The organism is Pseudomonas onubensis (assembly GCF_965653655.1).
In the GTDB taxonomy this organism is placed as follows: domain Bacteria; phylum Pseudomonadota; class Gammaproteobacteria; order Pseudomonadales; family Pseudomonadaceae; genus Aquipseudomonas.
Window position 1 is genome coordinate 60810 of record NZ_CBFHAZ010000010.1, and the last position, 16918, is coordinate 77727.

16 protein-coding genes and 4 tRNA genes are annotated in these 16918 nt (G+C 60.5%); 4 read left to right on the top strand and 16 right to left on the bottom strand.

Annotation, left to right across the window (positions count from 1 at the left end; all coding sequences use genetic code 11):
- A complete protein-coding gene (locus ACTD9P_RS05740; RefSeq protein ID WP_438867001.1) occupies nucleotides 1–672 on the top strand; it encodes a heavy metal response regulator transcription factor in 672 nt (223 codons plus the stop codon).
- Entirely contained in the window at nucleotides 669–2069 is a 1401-nt protein-coding gene (locus tag ACTD9P_RS05745; RefSeq protein ID WP_438867002.1) for a heavy metal sensor histidine kinase, read from the top strand. Before ACTD9P_RS05740 ends, ACTD9P_RS05745 begins: the two co-directional genes overlap by 4 nt.
- A 15-nt stretch (nucleotides 2070–2084) precedes the next feature.
- Here ACTD9P_RS05745 and pcp read toward each other — a convergent pair whose 3' ends face one another.
- The 5 genes from pcp to ACTD9P_RS05770 all read right to left on the bottom strand — a co-directional run bounded on the left by pcp (nucleotide 2085) and on the right by ACTD9P_RS05770 (nucleotide 6591).
- Complete coding sequence (pcp, locus tag ACTD9P_RS05750) at nucleotides 2085–2726, bottom strand: pyroglutamyl-peptidase I (RefSeq protein ID WP_438867003.1); 642 nt, start codon at nucleotides 2724–2726, stop codon at nucleotides 2085–2087.
- A gap of 7 nt (nucleotides 2727–2733) precedes the next feature.
- A complete protein-coding gene (locus ACTD9P_RS05755; RefSeq protein WP_438867004.1) occupies nucleotides 2734–3684 on the bottom strand; it encodes a DUF979 domain-containing protein in 951 nt (316 codons plus the stop codon).
- Complete coding sequence (locus ACTD9P_RS05760; protein WP_438867005.1) at nucleotides 3681–4397, bottom strand: DUF969 domain-containing protein; 717 nt, start codon at nucleotides 4395–4397, stop codon at nucleotides 3681–3683. Before ACTD9P_RS05760 ends, ACTD9P_RS05755 begins: the two co-directional genes overlap by 4 nt.
- A gap of 241 nt (nucleotides 4398–4638) precedes the next feature.
- Complete coding sequence (locus ACTD9P_RS05765; RefSeq protein WP_438867006.1) at nucleotides 4639–5064, bottom strand: GNAT family N-acetyltransferase; 426 nt, start codon at nucleotides 5062–5064, stop codon at nucleotides 4639–4641.
- Between the two features lie 405 nt (nucleotides 5065–5469).
- Nucleotides 5470–6591 (bottom strand): NADH:flavin oxidoreductase, encoded by a 1122-nt coding sequence (locus tag ACTD9P_RS05770; protein ID WP_438867007.1) that lies wholly within the window; start codon nucleotides 6589–6591, stop codon nucleotides 5470–5472.
- Between the two features lie 99 nt (nucleotides 6592–6690).
- Here ACTD9P_RS05770 and ACTD9P_RS05775 point away from each other — a divergent pair, with 99 nt between their 5' ends.
- Nucleotides 6691–7107, top strand: a complete 417-nt coding sequence (locus ACTD9P_RS05775; RefSeq protein ID WP_438867008.1) for a winged helix-turn-helix transcriptional regulator — start codon at nucleotides 6691–6693, stop codon at nucleotides 7105–7107.
- A 116-nt stretch (nucleotides 7108–7223) separates the two neighbouring features.
- Here ACTD9P_RS05775 and ACTD9P_RS05780 read toward each other — a convergent pair.
- Nucleotides 7224–7300, bottom strand: a tRNA-Val gene (locus ACTD9P_RS05780).
- Nucleotides 7301–7484: 184 nt separating this feature from the next.
- Here ACTD9P_RS05780 and ACTD9P_RS05785 point away from each other — a divergent pair.
- Nucleotides 7485–8768 carry an NAD(P)/FAD-dependent oxidoreductase gene (locus tag ACTD9P_RS05785; RefSeq protein ID WP_017138749.1) on the top strand — a complete coding sequence of 428 codons (1284 nt, stop codon included), beginning with the start codon at nucleotides 7485–7487 and terminating at the stop codon, nucleotides 8766–8768.
- A 235-nt stretch (nucleotides 8769–9003) separates the two neighbouring features.
- Here the strand turns inward: ACTD9P_RS05785 and ACTD9P_RS05790 are convergent.
- The 10 genes from ACTD9P_RS05790 to accD all read right to left on the bottom strand — a co-directional run bounded on the left by ACTD9P_RS05790 (nucleotide 9004) and on the right by accD (nucleotide 16755).
- A tRNA-Asp gene (locus ACTD9P_RS05790) sits at nucleotides 9004–9080 on the bottom strand.
- A 105-nt stretch (nucleotides 9081–9185) separates the two neighbouring features.
- Nucleotides 9186–9262, bottom strand: a tRNA-Asp gene (locus ACTD9P_RS05795).
- Between the two features lie 55 nt (nucleotides 9263–9317).
- Nucleotides 9318–9393: transfer RNA gene (locus ACTD9P_RS05800), tRNA-Val, on the bottom strand.
- A 107-nt stretch (nucleotides 9394–9500) separates the two neighbouring features.
- Nucleotides 9501–10265: an SDR family oxidoreductase gene (locus ACTD9P_RS05805; RefSeq protein WP_178112646.1), complete on the bottom strand. Its 765-nt coding sequence runs from the start codon at nucleotides 10263–10265 to the stop codon at nucleotides 9501–9503.
- Nucleotides 10266–10276: 11 nt separating this feature from the next.
- On the bottom strand, nucleotides 10277–11488 hold the full coding sequence (locus ACTD9P_RS05810) for an O-succinylhomoserine sulfhydrylase (protein ID WP_438867009.1): 1212 nt from the start codon (nucleotides 11486–11488) through the stop codon (nucleotides 10277–10279).
- A gap of 65 nt (nucleotides 11489–11553) precedes the next feature.
- On the bottom strand, nucleotides 11554–13059 hold the full coding sequence (gene purF / locus ACTD9P_RS05815; RefSeq protein ID WP_017138746.1) for an amidophosphoribosyltransferase: 1506 nt from the start codon (nucleotides 13057–13059) through the stop codon (nucleotides 11554–11556).
- Nucleotides 13060–13100: 41 nt separating this feature from the next.
- The gene (locus ACTD9P_RS05820) at nucleotides 13101–13658 is read right to left on the bottom strand and encodes a CvpA family protein (RefSeq protein WP_138814682.1); all 558 of its coding nucleotides are present in this window, start codon (nucleotides 13656–13658) and stop codon (nucleotides 13101–13103) included.
- Between the two features lie 223 nt (nucleotides 13659–13881).
- Nucleotides 13882–14547 carry an SPOR domain-containing protein gene (locus ACTD9P_RS05825; protein WP_438867010.1) on the bottom strand — a complete coding sequence of 222 codons (666 nt, stop codon included), beginning with the start codon at nucleotides 14545–14547 and terminating at the stop codon, nucleotides 13882–13884.
- Nucleotides 14531–15838 (bottom strand): bifunctional tetrahydrofolate synthase/dihydrofolate synthase, encoded by a 1308-nt coding sequence (gene folC / locus ACTD9P_RS05830; RefSeq protein WP_438867011.1) that lies wholly within the window; start codon nucleotides 15836–15838, stop codon nucleotides 14531–14533. Before folC ends, ACTD9P_RS05825 begins: the two co-directional genes overlap by 17 nt.
- Complete coding sequence (gene accD / locus ACTD9P_RS05835) at nucleotides 15835–16755, bottom strand: acetyl-CoA carboxylase, carboxyltransferase subunit beta (protein WP_003234319.1); 921 nt, start codon at nucleotides 16753–16755, stop codon at nucleotides 15835–15837. Before accD ends, folC begins: the two co-directional genes overlap by 4 nt.
- Between the last annotated feature and the right edge of the window lie 163 nt (nucleotides 16756–16918).

Below are 16918 nucleotides of genomic sequence, written 5' to 3' on the forward strand. Positions count from 1 at the left end.
ATGAACATCCTCGTAGTCGAAGACGAACCCAAGGCCGGCAATTACCTGCTCAATGGCCTGCAGGAGCTGGGTTATTCGGTGAGCCTCGCCCGCGATGGCGTAGACGGCTTGCACCAGGCGCTGGAAACGCCGTTCGACGTGGTCGTGCTGGATGTGATGATGCCGAAAATGGACGGCTGGGAAGTGCTGCGCCGCCTGCGCAAAGAGGCTGACACGCCGGTGCTGTTCCTCACCGCCCGCGATGACATTGCCGACCGCATCAAGGGCCTGGAACTGGGCGCCGACGATTACCTGATCAAGCCGTTCTCCTTCGCCGAGCTGGTCGCACGCTTGCGCACCCTGACGCGTCGCGGCCCGAGTCGCGAAGAGGAGCAACTGCAAATTGCCGACCTGCAGATCGACGTGCTCAAACGCCGCGTCACCCGCGCAGGCACGCGCATTACCTTGACCAACAAGGAGTTCGCCCTGCTGCACCTGTTCGCCACGCACCAGGACCAAGTGTTATCACGTTCGATGATTGCCTCGCGGGTCTGGGACATGAACTTTGACAGCGACACCAATGTGGTCGACGTCGCCGTGCGGCGCCTGCGCCTGAAAATCGACGACCCGTTCCAGCTCAAGTTGATCCACAGCGTGCGGGGCATCGGCTACCGCTTCGACACCCAGCCATGAACCCTCGCCGCCATTATTCGCTGACTCTGCGCCTGGCGTTGATCTTCGCCCTGCTCGCCTTTGCCCTGCTCGCCACCCTGGGCGTTGCGTTGTACCGCGAGCTGGAGCGTGAACTGATCAAGCGTGACGACGCCGCACTGATCTATCGCGCCGACCAGCTGCGCAACCTGCTCAACGACAGCAACACCCTGGACCTGATCAAGACCAAGCCGGAGCTGTTCCAGAACATGCTGGGCAACAGCGAGTCGGTGCTGAGCATCGCGGCGCCGGGGCAAACGCCGTTGCTGCTGGTAAACCCGGGCAACATTGCTATGCCGAATGTGCCGCCCGTGCCCACCAACCGTGAGCTGGGGTTTGCCGATGTGCACCATCTACCCGGCGTCAATGGCGTGCCCTTCGCCACCGTAGCGGCGTCCATCGACTCGGGCGACCTGGGCAGCCTGCAAGTCACCACCGGGCGCTTGATGACCGAACGCACGGCGATGCTCGCCAGCTATCGCTTGAGCGTGTTTATCCTCGCCAGTATCGCTGCGGTTATTCTCGCCATCGTCAGCTACCTGCTGGTACACCGTGGGCTGGTGCCGCTGCGACGCCTGGCGGTGCATACCCAAGGTATCGGCGTGGGCAACCTGGCTGAACGCCTCGACAGCCACGGCGCGCCCAAAGAGCTGTTGCCGATGATCGACGCCTTCAACACCATGCTTGAGCGGCTGGCCAAAGGCTTTGTACAACTGGGCCAGGTATCCACCGACATGGCCCACGAACTGCGCACGCCGATCAACAACTTGCTGGGAGAAACCCAGGTCGCCCTGCAACAGAGCCGTAATGTGGAGAGCTACCAGCAACTGCTGGCGTCCAATGTCGAAGAGCTCGAACGCCTGGCGCGAATGCTCGACAACATGCTGTTCCTCGCCCGTACCGACCCGGCCAGCGCATTGCGCCAACGCCAGGAACTGAATGCGGCGGATGAAGTGGAGCGTATAGCGGACTACTTCGAAGGGTTGGCGAGCGATGTGGATATTCACATTCTGGCCGAGGGCGAAGGCCTGATCTGGGCCGAACCGATGCTGTTGCGCCGCGCCTTGGCAAATTTATGTGCAAACGCCATCAAGTACGGCGCACCGAGCTCGCAGTTGCTGATTCAAGCCATTCCAGAGGCCGAGGGTATCAACCTGCGCGTCAGTAACCACGGGCAGACCATCCCCGCCGAGCATTTGCCGCGCCTGTTCGAACGGTTTTACCGGGTGGATGAATCGCGGGAACGCTCGGCCCAATCCAATGGGTTGGGGCTGTCGATCGTGGCGACCATCATGCAGCTGCACAACGGTCGCTACAGTGTCAGCAGTGAGGCCGAAGTGACCTGTTTTGAGTTGTTCTTTCCCAGCCGCGAAGCCTGAACACCACGAGCCGGGTCAACTGACCTGGCCATCGGCCTGTACCACATCCACCTGGGTGTTCCATGCCACCTGCACCGCCAGGCGCAAGCCTTCAACGGTTGTCACCAATGGCATCGATGCCAACCCAGTCCCCACCACCTGCTCCGGCAGGTTCGGTACATGGATGAACCCACTGCGAACGTCCGTACCGGCCAGCGCGTGCTGTAACAGGTAAAACACCTGATTACACACAAAGGTGCCCGCCGTCTGCGAAACCGCCGCAGGCACCCCGGCCTCGCGCAGCGCCTTGACCATGGCCTTGATCGGCAATGTGCTGAAGTACGCCACCGGCCCGTCGACCACAACGGGCGTGTCGATAGGTTGCTCACCCAGGTTGTCGGGGATGCGCGCGTCGTTAACGTTGATCGCCACCCGCTCCATGGAAATGCTGCTACGCCCAGGCCCAAGCCCCGTAGCGATGACCATCGCCGGGCGCAATTGCGTGATCCACTCAGCCAGGCGCTCCCCCACCAAGGCAAATGCACAGGGCAGTCGGCGCGCAACAATCTGCACATCCTCACCCAGTCGCACCCCATCCAACTGGCGCACAGCTTCCCAGGACGGGTTGACCGGGTCTTGATCAAAGGGCTCGAAGCCCATCAACAATAACGTTTGCATCCTCGCCTCACATCAACAGATAAAGCAGCACAATATTGACCACCAGCATCATCAGAGCCGTGGGCAGTTGCGCCTTGATAACCGCGTTCTTGTCCGGCAACTCCAGCAAGGCCGCCGGGACAATATTGAAGTTGGCCGCCATCGGCGTCATCAACGTGCCGCAATAGCCGGAGAACATGCCAATCGCCGCCATCACCGCCGGGTTGCCGCCGTAGATGCCCACCAGCACCGGCACGCCGACACCACCGGTCATCACCGGGAACGCCGCAAAGCCATTGCCCATGATCACGGTAAACAGCGCCATGCCCAATACATACACCATCACCGCGACCAGCTTGTAGTCCAGATTGATGTAGGTAGTGGTGACATGGGCAACCGCAGTCCCGACCCCGGCTTCATTGAACAGCAAGCCGAGCATGGCGAGCATCTGCGGGAGCACCATGGCCCAGCCCAGGGCTTCGGTCAGGCGCCGGGACTCGCGCAAGGCTTGCACCGGTGTGTCGCGGGTCAACCAGCAGGCCAGGCCTAGGGCGATCAGGCAGCCGATGCCCAGGGAGACGAAGGTGGTGTTTTTCGGGTCCAGCAGCGGCACGCCAGCGATTTCGGTGTGCTTGAGCAATACCGAGCCAATCACGGTGGTCAGCGGAATGGCCAACGCCGGGATAAACAGCTTGTGGCCAAGCCGACCTGCACTTGCGCGGGCAGACTTGTCATGCAACTGGGCATGCACGCCTCGCCCCACGCCGCCCAACCCTGCGATCAACGCCATGATCACCACGCCGACGCCGATGACCACCGGGGGCAAACGCTCCCCGACCAGGAACGGAATGGCAAACAACAACCAGAATACGGCGCTGGACCAGCGCTTGGGATGGCTACGATCCAGCAGGATCATGCCCGCGGTAATCAACAGCAGGATGCCGGCCAGCCAGTACAGGTACTCAATCGAGATAATCATTGCGCAGACTCCACCGGCGTGGCGACGGGCGTCATCTCGCGGGTAAGCTTTCGGTCGAACCGGTGCAGGCGAATCGCGTGGATGATAAACGCACAGATCGCCGTCGGGATGCCCCACACCGCAATGTGCAACGGCTCCACATCAATCCCGGAGCCGAGCAGGAAAGTGTGCATCAGCGCAATCGCACCAAAGGCGACAAAAATATCTTCGCCGAAAAACAGCCCGACGTTATCGGTCGCCGCACACATGGCCAGCACCTTGTGGCGCAGTTTGTCCGGCAGCTTGCCGTAGCGTTTTTCCGCTGCACCTTCGGCCATCGGCGCCAACAACGGGCGCACCATCTGCGGATGCCCGCCCAGGCTGGTGAGGCCCATGGCTGCGGTGGACTCGCGCACAAACAGGTAGATGATCAACAAGCGCCCGACGGTGGCGCGCTCAAAACGGGCGATCCAGTTCTGTGCATGCAGGCGCAGGCCGTGACGCTCCAGCAGGCCGATGACGGCCAGGGGCAGCAACAGGATCAATTGCAGGGCGCGGGTCTGAAGGAAACCTTCGCCCATGCTGGCGAGGATTTTTTCCAACGGGAAGTGGGCGGCGAGCCCGGTGGCGATAGCGGCGGCGGTCACCACCAGCAACGGATTAAAGCGCAAGACAAAGCCAACCACGATGACAAGTACGCCGATCAACGGCCATAGGTTCACAACAGTTTGCATGACGATGAAGTCCTGGAATGCGCGCTGCGGCGCCATGACGGCAGGATGTGAACAAAGGGTTCACAGCATGAAAGTGGCGTGCAGCCCGACGTGGTTTTTATTGTTGACCTGGAAGGTCGAGCGTCAGTGGCGGCAACTGTGCTGCTTGGGGGCGGGAGGTGTCCAACAAGAAAAATTGTTGCTGCAAACCAATAAATTTTGTCGGTGATGGGCGCCGGATGAGCCGGCGCCCTGCGAGGGTTTAGCTCAAGCGTTTGTGGAAAAAATGCCGCCGATGGCCCGGCGGGAAATTGGCAATGTGGCCAAACTCAGTGAAGCCCTGCTTGCGATAAAACCCGGGCGCCTGGAAGCTGAAAGTGTCCAGCCAGATGCCCTCGCATCCGCGTTCACGGGCCAAGTCTTCAGCCGCGCGCATCAATCGCGTGCCCGTGCCTTGGGTGCGCATCTGCTCGGGAATGCTCAACAGCTCGATGAACAACCATCCATAGGAAATCTCCCCGTAAAGACCACCCACGACCTCTTGGGAGGTAGGATCACGCAGCAAAATGCCGACTGTTTCAAACGCCATTTTGCCGGTGTGGCTGCGGTTGTAGGCCCTCAGCGGTTTGAGAATGGCTTCACGCTCCTGCGCCGTCACGTCGTACGATACTTCCATTGTCACTTCCATCACAGACTCCCTGGGTTGAATTCAATCGCCGCTCAGTATGCCTCCGGCGCGGCAAACCTGGGTGCACCTGCACCAGGCTCATTAACCTTAAGTCGGCTCGACAGCATGGATCTCGTTCCAAACCTATACTCAATTCAGTGCTGCGCGGAACTGCGCAGCACTCAGCGCAGTATTGCCGATGGAGGCAGCCGCTATGTACGCCGGACAAACGAGTATGGCGACAACAAATGGTGAGATACGGTGCCAGATGTTTGCACAGATTATCTGCCTGTTATCGGTGGCTACGCTTTTCTGCTAAACCACTTCTGAGCGCAGTCACCCGCAAAGCGGTAGGGGCAGGTATTGCCAAAATTCCAGCCGAAAAAAAAGAACCCACCTTTCGGTGAGCCCTTCAACACTCGAAGTTCAGGCCAGCTCGGCCAAGTCTTTTACGTCAAAAGGCTTCAAGTCGGCCGAGTTGCCCGATCGAATTTTCCTCACCCACTGCGCGTCACTCAGCAGAGCCCGCCCAACAGCGATCAAGTCGAACTCCTCTTTCTCCAATCGCTGCACCAAATTGTCGATCGTTGCCGGTTGGGAGCTTTCGCCGCTGAAGGCGCCGAGGAAGTCGCCGGACAACCCCACAGAGCCGACACTGATCGTCGCAGCGCCCGTCAGCTTTTTGGCCCAGCCGGCAAAATTCAGCCCCTGCTCGCCGTCCAGTTCCGGGAATTCGGCCTCCCAGAAGCGCCGTTGAGAGCAATGCAAAACATCCACGCCGGCCTCCACCAATGGCACCAGCCAATCGGACATGCTTTCAGGCGTTGTCGCCAAACGGGCGCTGTAATCCTGTTGCTTCCACTGACTCAGGCGCAGAATCACCGGGAAATCCGGGCCTACGGCCAGGCGTATGGCCTTGACCACTTCCGCTGCGAACCGTGAGCGCTCCTTGATCGTTGCGCCATTAAAACGGTCGGCGCGTTCATTGGTACCCGGCCAGAAAAACTGGTCCAGCAGGTAACCGTGGGCACCGTGTATTTCCACCGTATCGAACCCCAGTCGTTTGGAATCAGCGGCAGCCTTGGCGAATGCCGCGATGGTGTCGGCAATTGCCTCATCCGTCATGGCCTGCCCCAAGGGGTTCTGCGGGCCGGCAAGCCCGGACGGGCTTTCAAACCCACCGGCAGGTGCCCAGTCTTCCTGGAAACTCGGCGCAGCCCCTACGTGCCAAATCTGCGGTCCCATTTTGCCACCAGCACTGTGTACACCGTCGATGACTGCCTTCCAGCCTGCGAGCGATGCATCGCCATGGAAAAACGGGATCCCAGACATATTGCGCGCGCCAGGACGATCCACCACAGTGCCCTCAGACAGAATCAAACCGACCTGGTTTTCTGCACGCTTGCGGTAATAGGCGGCGATTTGTTCGTCAGGCACACCGCCCTTGGCGAAAGCGCGCGTCATAGGGGCCATTACAATTCGATTCTTCAGGGTCAAAGACTTGATCGTGAACGGCTGAAACAGCGAGTCGAGATTCGTAGAACTCATGAAAAGATGCTCCGAGCGAAAGGAGATCACATGGTATAAGTTGTATACCTAATATCAATAAGGCACTTAAAAGTGCTCAGGTATAGCCGAGGAAACTGCATGCTGGAACAAAGTCTTCAGGGGTTGGAGCAAAACGAAAGCCCTACCGACGTCTACGCCGCTGATTGCACAAGCCGGATATTGCTCGACCAGATTGCGGACAAGTGGTCGGTATTGATACTGGCAACGCTGTGTAAAAGCCCGCTGCGGTTCAATGAAATCAGGCGTCGACTCGATGGCATTACGCAAAAAGCGCTTACGCAAAGCCTGCGTCGCCTGGAGCGCAATGGCATATTGTCGCGCCGCGTCATCCCCTCTTCTCAAGTCGCCGTCGAGTACAGCGTTACCGACCTGGGGCATACGCTGGAAGAGCCATTTCGCGCGTTGTATAGGTGGACAGTCCAACATTCTGACGCTGTCATAAACGCCCAAGCGGCATTCGATAAGCTTGCACAAGAGCAGCAGCAGGAGGGGTAAAAGCACAACGGCGGCGGCGGGAGTGTAGGAAAGGGCGTTTTACAAATCGCAGACAACAGAAAAGGGCCCACCTTTCGGTGAGCCCTTCCAGACCGCCCAGCAGAGCGGATTTTGTTTGGTAGGCGCGATTGGACTCGAACCAACGACCCCCACCATGTCAAGGTGGTGCTCTAACCAACTGAGCTACGTGCCTGCTGTGAGGCGGCATTCTACGGAATTCCGAAGGGGTGTCAACATCTTTTTTGCAGCTAACCCTATGAATATGCGAATTTTTTATTTGTGAAAGGCATGCCCGGGGTTTTCGGGTGGCTGGCAGGCAATTTTCAACTCAGGTAGGATCGGCGCACTCGTAAAAAATATAAAACAGAGGTTCCAGGATGGCGAACACCCCCTACCCCCAGTCGTACTACGCCGCGTCCGCGAATGCGGTTCCGCCACGCCCGGTGCTGCAAGGTGAAGTCGAAACCGATGTGTGCGTGATTGGCGCCGGCTACACAGGTCTGTCCAGCGCGCTGTTTCTGCTGGAGAATGGTTTTCGTGTGACGGTACTGGAAGCCGCCAAGGTCGGCTTTGGCGCCTCGGGCCGTAATGGCGGGCAGATCGTCAACAGCTATAGCCGCGACATCGACGTGATCGAGCGCAGCGTCGGCCCCAAGCAGGCGCAACTGCTGGGGCAGATGGCGTTTGAGGGCGGCAGGATCATTCGTGAACGCGTGGCCAAGTACCAGATCCAGTGCGATTTGAAAGACGGCGGCGTGTTCGCTGCACTCAACAGTAAGCACATGGGCCACCTGGAGTCGCAGCAGCGTCTGTGGGAGCGTTACGGCCATACGCAGCTTGAGTTGCTGGATGAGCGCCGTATTCGCGAAGTGGTGGCCTGTGACAACTATGTCGGCGGCCTGCTGGACATGAGCGGCGGCCACATTCATCCGCTCAACCTGGCACTGGGTGAGGCGGCTGCCGTCGAATCCCTGGGCGGCACGATCTACGAGCAGTCGGCGGCAGTGCGCATCGAGCGTGGCGCCAACCCGGTGGTACACACCGCTGAGGGCAAGGTCAGGGCCAAGTTCATCATCGTGGCGGGCAATGCCTACCTGGGCAACCTGGTGCCGGAGCTGGCGGCCAAGTCGATGCCGTGCGGCACCCAGGTCATCACCACCGCACCGCTGGGCGATGAACTGGCCAAGACCTTGCTGCCGCAGGATTACTGCGTCGAGGACTGTAATTACTTGCTCGACTACTACCGCCTTACCAGCGACAAACGCCTGATTTTCGGCGGCGGCGTGGTGTATGGCGCGCGCGACCCGGCCAACATCGAAGCGATCATTCGCCCGAAGATGCTCAAGGCCTTCCCGCAGCTCAAGGATGTGAAAATCGACTACGCCTGGACCGGCAATTTCCTGCTGACCCTGTCGCGATTGCCACAGGTGGGTCGCCTGGGCGACAACATCTATTACTCCCAGGGCTGCAGTGGCCACGGCGTGACGTACACGCACCTGGCGGGCAAGGTGCTGGCAGAAGCGTTGAGAGGCCAGGCAGAGCGTTTTGACGCGTTTGCCGACCTGCCGCACTACCCCTTCCCGGGTGGGCAGCTGTTGCGCACACCGTTTGCGGCGCTGGGCGCGTGGTATTACGGGCTGCGGGATAAGCTGGGGTTCTGAGGCAATCCAACTGTGGGAGCGGCGGTGCGACGATTCGACTTGCTCGCGAAAGCGGTGGTTCAGTGAAAAGTGCTCTCGCTGATACACCGCTTTCGCGAGCAAGCCCGCTCCCACATAAAGCCAAATCGCAGACACAAAAAACCCCGGCCTTTCGACCAGGGTCTTTGCTATCGGATCAAAGCAGCTTAACGCTTGCTTTGCGCCCCAAGGCGTTCAGTGGGCCTTGAAGCAGATATGGCGCAGCGGACGGGACTCGAACCCGCGACCCCCGGCGTGACAGGCCGGTATTCTAACCGACTGAACTACCGCTGCGTATCGCTTGACCAGTTGAGCCTAAACCCTCAACAGTCTTTAAACATCTGACTGATCAGCCTAAGCGTTTCAATCTCAAACCCGACAAGTCGGACCTGGAAAATATGGCGCAGCGGACGGGACTCGAACCCGCGACCCCCGGCGTGACAGGCCGGTATTCTAACCGACTGAACTACCGCTGCGCGTCGGTGCAACCTTTAACGTTGCGTCTTGCCCTAAGGCAAAACTCTCAAGAAGTGGTGGGTGATGACGGGATCGAACCGCCGACCCTCTGCTTGTAAGGCAGATGCTCTCCCAGCTGAGCTAATCACCCTTTGCTTCGTTGAGGCCGCGAAATTTACGCAGGTAGCGGACCTAAGTCAATAGCCTGCTTGAAGTTTTTCTGAAAAAGACAAAATTGCTTCAAGACGGCTACCCGCCCTACTCGCTGTAAATCATCTTCTTGCTCATGCCGCCGTCGACCACGAACTCTTGCCCGGTGACAAACCCGGCCTGACGCGACAGCAGCCACGCCACCATCGCCGCCACGTCTTCAACCGTGCCCACCCTGCCCGCCGGATGCTGGGCATGATCGGCATCGGTCAAGGGCTCGGCACGCCGCGCCGCAGGATCACGCGCATCGATCCAGCCAGGGCTGACGGCATTGACCCGCACCTCCGGCCCAAGACTCATGGCCAGGGCGTGAGTCAGGGCCAGCAGCCCGCCCTTGCTCGCCGCATAAGCCTCGGTGTCGGGCTCTGATTGACGCGCGCGGGTCGAGGCCAGGTTGACGATCGCACCGCCATGAGCGCGCAGGTACGGTGCGCAGTGTTTGGCCAGCAACATCGGCCCGCTGAGGTTCACCGCCAGCACGCGGTTCCAGTACGCCAGGTCGAGGCTTTCGAGCGTGATATTGCGCGGGTCGGCCACCGCTGCGTTGCACACCAACGCGTCCAGGCGACCAAACTGGCCGAGCACTTCGGCAACGCCCTGGGCGACCTGCTTCTCGTCTGCCACGTCCATCGTGATAAACCAGGCGTTGTCACCCAGCACCTTGGACACCTTGGAGCCGCGCTCGCGGTCCAGGTCGGTCAACACCACCTGCCAGCCTTCGCTGATCAGCCACGCCGCGATTCCGAGGCCAATGCCCCGGGCGGCGCCCGTCACCAGCGCAACACGGCCGTTACCGGCCGTTGCTGTTTCCATGGACCACTCGATCACAAGGCAGCCAGCCCGCGAGCCAGGTCAGCTTGCAGGTCAGCGACGTCTTCCAGGCCCACCGCAATGCGGATCAGGCTGTCACGGATGCCGGCTGCTTCACGCTCCTGTGGCGCCAGGCGCCCGTGGGAGGTGGTACTCGGGTGGGTGATGGTGGTTTTGCTGTCACCCAGGTTGGCGGTGATGGAGATCAGACGCGTTGCATCGATAAAGCGCCAGGCGCCGTCTTTGCCGCCTCTTACCTCAAAGCTCACCACCGCGCCGAAACCACGCTGCTGGCGCTGGGCCAACGCGTGTTGCGGGTGGCTCTTGAGACCGGCGTAGTGCACCTTCTCGATACCGTCCTGTTGCTCCAACCATTCGGCCAAGGCCTGGGCATTGGCGCAATGGGCCTTCATCCGCAGGCTGAGGGTCTCCAGGCCTTTGAGGAAGATCCACGCGTTGAACGGGCTCAGGGTTGGGCCGGCGGTGCGCAAGAAGCCCACCACTTCCTTCATCTGCTCACTGCGGCCGGCGACTACACCGCCCATGCAACGGCCCTGGCCGTCGATGAACTTGGTGGCCGAGTGCACAACAATGTCCGCGCCCAGCTTCAGCGGCTGTTGCAGCGCCGGGGTGCAGAAGCAGTTGTCGACCACCAGCATCGCGCCCTTGGCGTGGGCCACCTCGGACAATGCAGCGATGTCCACCAGTTCGGCCAGCGGGTTGGATGGCGACTCGACGAACAGCAACTTGGTGTTGGCCTTGATCGCCGCATCCCAGCCGGACAGATCCGCCAGGGGCACATAGTCCACTTCGATGCCGAAGCGCTTGAAGTACTTCTCGAACAGGCTGATGGTAGAGCCGAACACACTGCGCGACACCAGCACATGGTCGCCAGCGCTGCACAGGCTCATCACCACCGCCAGGATCGCGGCCATGCCGGTCGCCGTGGCCACCGCCTGCTCAGCGCCTTCCAGGGCCGCGATACGTTCTTCGAACGCACGCACGGTCGGGTTGGTGTAACGCGAATAGACGTTGCCCGGCACTTCGCCGGCAAAGCGCGCTGCCGCGTCGGCAGCGGTGCGGAACACATAGCTGGAGGTGAAGAACATCGGGTCACCGTGCTCACCTTCCGGGGTGCGGTGCTGACCGGCGCGCACAGCCAGGGTATCGAAAGCTACGCCATCGAGGTCGCTGTCCAACCGACCGGCATCCCATTCCTGACTCATGCTGCGACTCCTTACTCAATACTCTATTTAAGATACAAAACCGGCCCCTCAGGGCCGGTGTCTACTCAGTTGTTGTACAGATCGATGATCGCGCTGACCGCCTGGGTCTTGATCTTCGATGAATCGTTACGCGCCTGCTCGATCTTGTTCAAGTAGGCCTCGTCGACATCGCCCGTCACGTACTTGCCGTCGAACACGGCGCAGTCGAACTCGGCGATCTTGATCTTGCCGCCACCGACCGCCTCGATCAGGTCCGGCAGGTCCTGATAGATCAACCAGTCGGCACCGATCAGGTCGGCCACGTCCTGGGTCGAACGGTTGTGGGCGATCAGTTCGTGGGCGCTCGGCATGTCGATACCGTACACGTTCGGGTAACGCACGGCAGGTGCGGCGGAACAGAAGTACACGTTCTTCGCACCGGCTTCGCGGGCCATCTGGATGATCTGCTTGCAGGTGGTGCCGCGCACGATGGAATCGTCGACCAGCATCACGTTCTTGCCGCGGAACTCCAGCTCGATCGCGTTGAGCTTCTGGCGTACCGACTTCTTGCGCGCCGCCTGGCCAGGCATGATGAAGGTACGGCCGATGTAACGGTTCTTGACGAAGCCTTCGCGGAACTTGACGCCCAAGTGGTTGGCCAGCTCCAGCGCAGCGGTACGGCTGGTGTCCGGAATCGGGATAACCACGTCGATATCGTGCTCAGGGCGCTCGCGCAGGATCTTCTCGGCCAGCTTCTCTCCCATGCGCAGGCGTGCCTTGTACACCGAGACACCGTCGATGATCGAGTCCGGACGCGCCAGGTAGACGTGTTCGAAGATGCACGGCGTGAGTTTCGGCGCAATCGCGCACTGACGGGTGTGCAGCTTGCCGTCCTCGGTGATGTACACCGCTTCGCCCGGCGCGAGGTCGCGGATCAAGGTGAAGCCCAGCACGTCCAGGGACACGCTTTCGGAGGCGATCATGTACTCGACGCCTTCGTCGGTGTGACGCTGGCCGAACACGATTGGGCGAATGCCATGCGGGTCACGGAAACCGACGATGCCATAACCAGTGATCATTGCGACGACGGCATAACCACCGACACAACGGTTGTGCACGTCGGTCACGGCAGCGAACACGTCTTCTTCGGTCGGCTGCAGCTTGCCGCGCTGGGCCAGTTCGTGGGCGAACACGTTGAGCAGCACTTCCGAGTCGGAATTGGTGTTGACGTGGCGCAGGTCAGATTCGTAAATCTCCTTGGCCAGCTGTTCAACGTTGGTCAGGTTACCGTTGTGCGCCAGGGTGATGCCGTAAGGCGAGTTGACGTAAAACGGTTGAGCTTCGGCCGAGGTCGAGCTACCGGCAGTCGGGTAACGCACATGGCCAATGCCCATGTGCCCGACGAGGCGCTGCATGTGACGCTGATGGAACACGTCACGCACCAGGCCATTGTCCTTGCGCAGGAATAACCGGCCGTCGTGGCTGGTCACAATACCGGCAGCGTCCTGGCCGCGGTGCTGGAGGACGGTTAGCGCGTCATACAGCGCCTGATTGACGTTCGACTTACCGACGATACCGACGATGCCACACATGCGACGCAACCCCTACTTAATGAATCTTGACTGAACACTGCTTACTGAGGCGTTTTGGCCGGCAAGAGGTGTTCCTTGAACGGAAGATCAGCGGGTACGCTGATTCCGCTGGCCAGCCACTGACTGCTCCACCCCAATATGAGGTTCTTGGACCAGTCTGCAACCAATAGAAATTTTGGCACGAGTACCGACTCCTGCCACCATGCATCCTGCTGTACCGGCCCCAGGCTCAACAGCCCGACCGCCACAACCACCAGCAAGCCGCCACGTGCGGCGCCGAAGGCCATGCCGAGAAATCGATCAGTCCCGGAGAGGCCGGTAACACGTATCAACTCGCCAATAAGATAATTGACCATTGCTCCCACCAACAGCGTGGCGATGAACATGATGGCGCAGCCCGCAATGACGCGAGCCGAAGGTGTTTCGATGTACCCGGCCAGGTAAACCGACAGTGAACCACCGAACATCCAGGCTACGACTCCTGCGATGATCCAGGTCAGCAACGACAGTGCTTCTTTTACGAAGCCGCGGCTTAGACTGATCAAAGCGGAGATGGCGACGATTGCAACGATCGCCCAATCAACCCAGGTAAATGGCACAGTGCAGCCTACGGACGGATAAGGCGGCGCATTTTAGCAGAGCGCTGGGCTATCGGTAAGCTGTGATTGTGGGTGCTTTGCAAATCAATGGGTTGTGGCAACCAAACCCTATTTATAACCACCACAAAACCAATGTGGGAGCGGGCTTGTGTGGGAGTTCCCACACAAGCCCGACTCCCACACAAGCCAGCTCCAACACCTGGAGCGCATAACCAATCAGAAATCAGCCACGCTCCGGCTGGAACCGCACCACAAACCCATTCAGGTTCTGCTGGCGCCCCAGCAGGTCACGCAAGCGATCCGCCTCGGCGCGCTCGATCAGCGGCCCGATAAATACGCGATTCTTGCCGTCAGCACTGCGGATATAGGCGTTATAACCCTGGGCACGCAGTTTTTTCTGCAAGGCATCAGCACTTTCGCGATTGGCCAGGCTGGCAAGCTGGATCGACCAACTGATCGGCAGGCCATTCGGGTCGATACGGCTTTGACCCACATCCGGCTTGCCCGCCGCGGCAGGTTGCGGCGCTACCGGCTTTGGCGCAGGGGCTGGCGCAGCTGGTTTGGCAGCTACAACCGGGGCGGACGGAGCAGGCGCTGGCTTGACCACCGGCACGCTTTGTTGCACCGGCGCTGCGGGTGCCTGCTGCGCAGCCACTTCGTCGTCGCTCGGCACAGGTTCTTCAGGCAGCGCCTGCGGCTCAGGAACCACCACCGGCTCGACCTGAACCTGCGGCATCGTTGGCGCCTGCGGCGCAGACGGCGCCTCGACCACCACCTGGCGTTGCTCGTCCTGGCGCGAAAACAGCATCGGCAGAAAAATCACCGCCAATGCCACCAATACCAGGGCTCCGACCATTCGCTGCTTGTATGCGCTATCCAGTAATGCCATGTGCAGCTTCCTCCGTGGAGCGCCGGGCCAACCACTCTAGCGCCTCGGCAACACAATAAAATGATCCGAACAACAGAATCTCGTCCTCGGCCGTCGCCACCGCGCATTGCGCTTCAAGCGCGGCGGTGACGCTTGCATACGACGCCACCGGCGCGCCAAGGTTCTGCAAGGCCACTTGCAGTTCGGCTGCCGGGCGACTGCGCGGCGTGTCCAGCGGCGCTACCGCCCAAGCCTGAACATTGCCCAGCAACGGTGCAACCACACCGTCCAGGTCCTTGTCAGCCAACAACCCGAACACCGCCAGGCGCCGACCGGCAGGCGGCGTGCGCGACAGGCGTTGCGCCAGGTACTCGGCGGCATGGGGGTTATGCCCCACGTCCAGCAACAGGTTCAGGCGCTTGCCTTCCCACTCGAAGGTGCGGCGATCCAGACGCCCCACCACACGGGTAGCCAGCAACGTGGCAGCAATCTGCTCGGGATTCCACGGCAGATCCATCAACAGGTAGGCTTGCAGCGCCAGGGCAGCGTTTTCCATCGGCAGGTTCAGCAGCGGCAAATCCCTCAGCTCCACTGCCTGGGCGCGCGAATCACGCCCGCGCCACTGCCAATGCTGGTCGCTAATCTCGAGGCTGAATTCGCGGCCGCGCAGGTAAAACGGGCAATCCAGCTCGCGCACTTTGTCCAGCAAAGGCTGCGGCGGATCCAGGTCACCACACAGCGCCGGCTTGCCCTGGCGGAAGATCCCGGCCTTTTCATATGAGACAGACTCGCGGGTATTGCCCAGATAGTCCGCATGGTCGACGCCAATGCTGGTCACCAGCGCAATATCGGCATCCACCACGTTGACGGTGTCCAGACGCCCGCCAAGCCCGACTTCCAGCACGACCACATCCAACTGCGCACGCTCGAACAACCAGAACGCCGCCAAGGTGCCCATTTCGAAGTAGGTCAGGGAAATTTCGCCACGCCCGACATCCAGTGCGGCGAAGGCTTCGCAGAGCTGCGCGTCAGTGGCTTCGACGCCATTGAGCTGCACCCGCTCGTTATAACGCAGCAGGTGCGGAGAATTGTAGACGCCGACTTTCAGCCCTTGGGCTTGCAGCAGCGCCGCGACAAAGGCACAGGTAGAGCCTTTGCCGTTAGTGCCGGTCACCGTGATCACACGCGGCGCCGGCCGGCCCAACCCAAGGCGGGCCGCTACCTGTTGCGAGCGCTCCAGGCCCATGTCGATGGCTGACGGATGCAACTGCTCAAGGTAGGCGAGCCATTCGCCCAGGGTACGTTGGGTCATAGGTTTGCCGGCACCGGCGGAACAACGATAGGTTCGATTTTAGGCGCGACGTACACAGGCGTCGGCAGGCCCATCATTTGCGCCAGCAGGTTACCCAGGCGTGGACGCAGTTCACCGCGCGGGATGATCAGGTCGATGGCACCGTGCTCCAGCAGGAACTCACTGCGCTGGAAGCCTTCCGGCAGTTTTTCACGCACGGTCTGCTCGATCACGCGTGGGCCGGCAAAGCCGATCAGGGCCTTGGGCTCGCCGACGATCACGTCACCCAGCATCGCCAGGCTGGCGGAAACGCCGCCGTAGACCGGGTCGGTCAGTACCGAGATGAACGGGATGCCTTCTTCACGCAGACGCGCCAGTACCGCAGAGGTCTTGGCCATTTGCATCAGGGAGATCAGCGCTTCCTGCATGCGCGCACCACCGGAGGCGGCGAAGCAGATCATCGGGCAACGGTTTTCCAGCGCGTAGTTGGCGGCACGCACAAAACGCTCACCAACGATGGCCCCCATGGAACCACCCATGAAGGAGAACTCGAACGCGGACACCACCACCGGCATGCCCAACAGCTTGCCGCTGACCGAAATCAGCGCGTCTTTTTCACCGGTTTGCTTCTGCGCAGCGGTCAGGCGGTCCTTGTACTTCTTGCCGTCGCGGAACTTGAGACGGTCAACCGGCTCCAGGTCTGCGCCCAGCTCGTTACGGCCGTCGGCGTCCAGGAAGATGTCGATGCGCGCGCGCGCGCCGATACGCATGTGATGGTTGCACTTGGGGCAAACGTCCAGGGTCTTTTCCAGCTCCGGGCGGTACAGCACCGCGTCGCAGGATGGGCACTTGTGCCACAGACCTTCAGGAACCGAGCTTTTTTTCACCTCGGAACGCATGATCGAAGGGATCAGTTTGTCTACTAACCAGTTGCTCATGCTTTCTTTCTCCAGTACCGGTGGCTTGAACACAGCCCCGCGTATGCCCTTGAGCTAAATTCATATGTGGCGATGACACAGGCTGGACGGGGTCAGACGTTCGACCGGCCATTTCCCGCCTGTATCCTCAGCCTTCCAGACAACCTGCCAACGCAGGGTTGCC

Bases quoted from the DNA above. Each gene is read 5' to 3' on its own strand.
- ACTD9P_RS05740 (WP_438867001.1), top strand. From the start codon at position 1: ATGAACATCCTCGTAGTCGAAGACGAACCCAAGGCCGGCAATTACCTG.
- ACTD9P_RS05745 (WP_438867002.1), top strand. From the start codon at position 669: ATGAACCCTCGCCGCCATTATTCGCTGACTCTGCGCCTGGCGTTGATC.
- pcp (WP_438867003.1), bottom strand. From the start codon at position 2,726: ATGCAAACGTTATTGTTGATGGGCTTCGAGCCCTTTGATCAAGACCCG.
- ACTD9P_RS05755 (WP_438867004.1), bottom strand. From the start codon at position 3,684: ATGATTATCTCGATTGAGTACCTGTACTGGCTGGCCGGCATCCTGCTG.
- ACTD9P_RS05760 (WP_438867005.1), bottom strand. From the start codon at position 4,397: ATGCAAACTGTTGTGAACCTATGGCCGTTGATCGGCGTACTTGTCATC.
- ACTD9P_RS05765 (WP_438867006.1), bottom strand. From the start codon at position 5,064: ATGGAAGTGACAATGGAAGTATCGTACGACGTGACGGCGCAGGAGCGT.
- ACTD9P_RS05770 (WP_438867007.1), bottom strand. From the start codon at position 6,591: ATGAGTTCTACGAATCTCGACTCGCTGTTTCAGCCGTTCACGATCAAG.
- ACTD9P_RS05775 (WP_438867008.1), top strand. From the start codon at position 6,691: ATGCTGGAACAAAGTCTTCAGGGGTTGGAGCAAAACGAAAGCCCTACC.
- ACTD9P_RS05785 (WP_017138749.1), top strand. From the start codon at position 7,485: ATGGCGAACACCCCCTACCCCCAGTCGTACTACGCCGCGTCCGCGAAT.
- ACTD9P_RS05805 (WP_178112646.1), bottom strand. From the start codon at position 10,265: ATGGAAACAGCAACGGCCGGTAACGGCCGTGTTGCGCTGGTGACGGGC.
- ACTD9P_RS05810 (WP_438867009.1), bottom strand. From the start codon at position 11,488: ATGAGTCAGGAATGGGATGCCGGTCGGTTGGACAGCGACCTCGATGGC.
- purF (WP_017138746.1), bottom strand. From the start codon at position 13,059: ATGTGTGGCATCGTCGGTATCGTCGGTAAGTCGAACGTCAATCAGGCG.
- ACTD9P_RS05825 (WP_438867010.1), bottom strand. From the start codon at position 14,547: ATGGCATTACTGGATAGCGCATACAAGCAGCGAATGGTCGGAGCCCTG.
- folC (WP_438867011.1), bottom strand. From the start codon at position 15,838: ATGACCCAACGTACCCTGGGCGAATGGCTCGCCTACCTTGAGCAGTTG.
- accD (WP_003234319.1), bottom strand. From the start codon at position 16,755: ATGAGCAACTGGTTAGTAGACAAACTGATCCCTTCGATCATGCGTTCC.